This is a genomic window from uncultured Chryseobacterium sp., assembly GCF_913776365.1.
Lineage (GTDB): Bacteria > Bacteroidota > Bacteroidia > Flavobacteriales > Weeksellaceae > Chryseobacterium.
The window spans coordinates 1-3,071 of the sequence record NZ_CAJYMO010000039.1 but is presented as its reverse complement, the minus strand read 5'-3'; the positions used below and the strand labels follow the sequence as shown (position 1 = coordinate 3,071).

Here is a 3,071-nt window from a genome sequence, read left to right as displayed (position 1 = left end):
TCCACCTGGTTCCGTGAAGATTCATCGCGGATCGGCTTGTCCTGGTCCCAGGTGGGAACATTATGGTCTGCCGTTGCTACGATCTGCTGGGGCCTGAAGATTTCCAGGTTTCTGGACTCAAGTTCCGCAAACGCCTGCGGACTGGTGACCTCGTGGATCAGATGTTTATCGATATAGATGATCTGAGGCCCGTTCGGGACGGTTTCCACGACATGGGCATCCCAGACTTTATCGAAAAGTGTTTTTTTATCGGTATTCATTTTACGTTGTTCAGTTGAATCTATCCTATCTTTCTGGTGGCGGTTTCAATCATTAAGCTCAGGTCATCATCAACCACCTCTTTCTTGCGGTCTGCTACTTTCAGGAATTCCTCATAGAGAAAGTCCAGTTCGTTTTTAGTTACCTCAACGCCGATGTGCTTGAACCGGTATGCCAGTGCAGAGCGGCCGCTCCTTGCCGTCAGCACAATTGTTGAAGCATTCACGCCTACTTCTGAAGGATCTATAATTTCGTAGGTTTCCCTGTTTTTGATGACGCCGTCCTGGTGGATTCCTGAACTGTGGGCAAAGGCATTGGCACCTACGATGGCTTTGTTTGGCTGCACGGGCATTCCCATGAGTTCGGAAACCAGCAGGCTTACCGGATTCAGCAGTTTGGACTGTACGTTGGTATGCAGATGCAGGTGCGGATGCTGTCTCAGAATCATCACTACTTCTTCCAGGGCCGTATTTCCTGCTCTTTCGCCCAGCCCGTTGATCGTGCATTCAATTTGCCGGGCCCCGTTGATGACCCCTGCAATCGAATTGGCTGTTGCCATTCCGAGATCGTTGTGGCAGTGGCAGGACAGGATGGCTCTGTCAATACCGTTTACATTTTCTTTTAAATATTTAATTTTTTCACCGTATTCTTCAGGCAGGCAATATCCCGTGGTGTCCGGAATATTGAGTACCGTAGCCCCGGCTTTGATTACCGCTTCACAGACCCTGGCCAGGTAACCGTTATCCGTTCTCCCGGCATCTTCAGCATAAAATTCCACATCTTCCACAAACGTTTTCGCATAAGCAACAGCCTGTACCGCCCTTTCCAGGATATCTTCCCTGTTAGAATTGAACTTGAAGCGGATATGGGAATCCGAGGTCCCGATTCCGGTGTGGATTCTTGGCCTGGCGGCAAAACGGAGGGCTTCCGCAGCGGTATCGATGTCTTTCCGGTTCGCTCTGGTTAATCCACAGACCCTGGCATTTTTTACCAACTTTGAAATTTCCGAAACCGAATGGAAATCTCCCGGACTGGAAACCGGGAAACCGGCCTCAATAACATCTACGCCCAGTTCATCCAGCCTTTCCGCAATCTGTAATTTCTGTTCCGTATTCAGCTTGCAGCCGGGGACCTGCTCTCCGTCCCGGAGCGTGGTATCAAAGATTTCGATTTTTTCGGAATTCATAATGAAGTTTTTTACTTAATTTTGAATCAAAACTAGAAAGACGATCCATTTAATCCCTTCCGGTTTTTGTGAAAACTACAATGTTCAAAATTATTGTTTTCATTTATATTCAATTGTTTTTCAACACGTTAAACCCTTCTAATTTACGATGGCAGAATTGCATAAAGATTTTTTATTTATCCTGATCAAATCACTGACAACTTCTGAAAAGAGGCAGTTCAGGCTTTATGTGAACCGGCTTGGAATTAACGTGGATGCGAAGTTCCTCCTGCTCTTTTCAGAGATGGAGAAAATGAAGGAATACGATGAGCGTGTGATTACCGGAAAAAAAATTTCTACCAAGCAACAGCTGTCGAACCTGAAAGCCCATCTGTACAAACAGATCCTGATCAGCCTCCGGATGAACCCGAGCCACCAGAATTATCGGATCCAGCTCCGCGAGCAGCTGGATTTTGCCAATATCCTGTATCAGAAAGGACTGTATAAGCAGGCACTGAAAATCCTGGACAAAACCAAACAGACGGCATTGGAACTCGATGAGAAGACGATTGTTTCCGAGATTATTGATCTTGAAAAAGTGATCGAATCCCAGTTCATTACCCGGAGCATCGAAGGCCGGGCGGACGAACTGATCCGGCAGTCGACGGAAATCAGAAGGCAGAATCATTACGCAACGGAACTTTCGAACCTGTCGCTGAAGCTATACAGTGAAATGCTGACCCATGGCTATGTGAAGAACGATGCCGGCCGCGCTGAAATTATGGAAGTGTTCAATGCCCGGATCCGGAAAATCAGTTTTGAGAAACTGAACTTTACAGAAAGACTATGGTATTTCAAAGCGCATGTCTGGAAAAACCAGTTGCTGCAGGATTATAAATATACCCTGAAATACGCTTTCCAGTGGGTTACGCTGTTTCATACCCATCCTGAAATGATCGCAAGCCATCCGGTATGGTATGTGAAAGGCAATACGTATCTGCTGAAAATCCTTTTCCTTTACGGAAACATTGATATGTTGGAAAAGTCTTTTAAAGAGTTCAACAAAAGGGTCCGGGCTTCGGGCTTTGCCCAGAACGAGAACCTGCAGTCCCTTGTTTTTCTTACCCATTCCAATACTTTGATGAACATCCATTTCGTAAAAGGGGATTTTTTTGCAGGTTCAAAGCTTATTCCAGAGATCGAGATGAAAATGGAAAAATTCCGGGATAAGATTGATGAACACCATTTCATGATCCTGTATCTCAAAATGGCCGCCATGCTTTTCGGCAGCAGAAAATATGATGAGACCGTGCTGTATTGCTCAAGGATAATCGAATCCAAAGGAAATGTGCAGGAGGATCTTCTGTTCCATACAAGAATGCTGATGCTGATGGCCAAGCATGAATCCGGAGATGATGAGGATTATGATGAGCTGATAAAAAACAGTTCAAGATTCGTAAAAAAAATGAAGAACCCTGATGACTTTCACTTTGAGAGCATCCTTTTTTTCAGGGACCTCAGTGAGGTCATGCCAAGCCGGCGACTGGAAGCTTTTAAAGAATTTGATAAAAAACTTGAGCACTTTGCCGGCTTGGCATGACCTCACTGAGGTCCATGAAAAAAAGGATGCTCTCAAAGTGAAAGTCAT

At 45.5% G+C, this 3,071-nt stretch carries 3 protein-coding genes; 1 reads left to right on the top strand and 2 read right to left on the bottom strand.

Going from position 1 to position 3,071, the window contains the following annotated elements:
* Positions 1-260: aconitase family protein (locus QZ735_RS02420; protein ID WP_294243822.1), on the bottom strand; the 260-nt coding region annotated here is incomplete at its 3' end.
* Positions 261-280: 20 nt separating this feature from the next.
* The gene (locus QZ735_RS02415; protein WP_294243820.1) at positions 281-1,444 is read right to left on the bottom strand and encodes a 2-isopropylmalate synthase; all 1,164 of its coding nucleotides are present in this window, start codon (positions 1,442-1,444) and stop codon (positions 281-283) included.
* A 148-nt stretch (positions 1,445-1,592) separates the two neighbouring features.
* Between QZ735_RS02415 and QZ735_RS02410 the strand changes: the two genes are divergently transcribed.
* Positions 1,593-3,023 (top strand): hypothetical protein, encoded by a 1,431-nt coding sequence (locus QZ735_RS02410; protein WP_294243818.1) that lies wholly within the window; start codon positions 1,593-1,595, stop codon positions 3,021-3,023.
* Positions 3,024-3,071 lie beyond the last annotated feature (48 nt).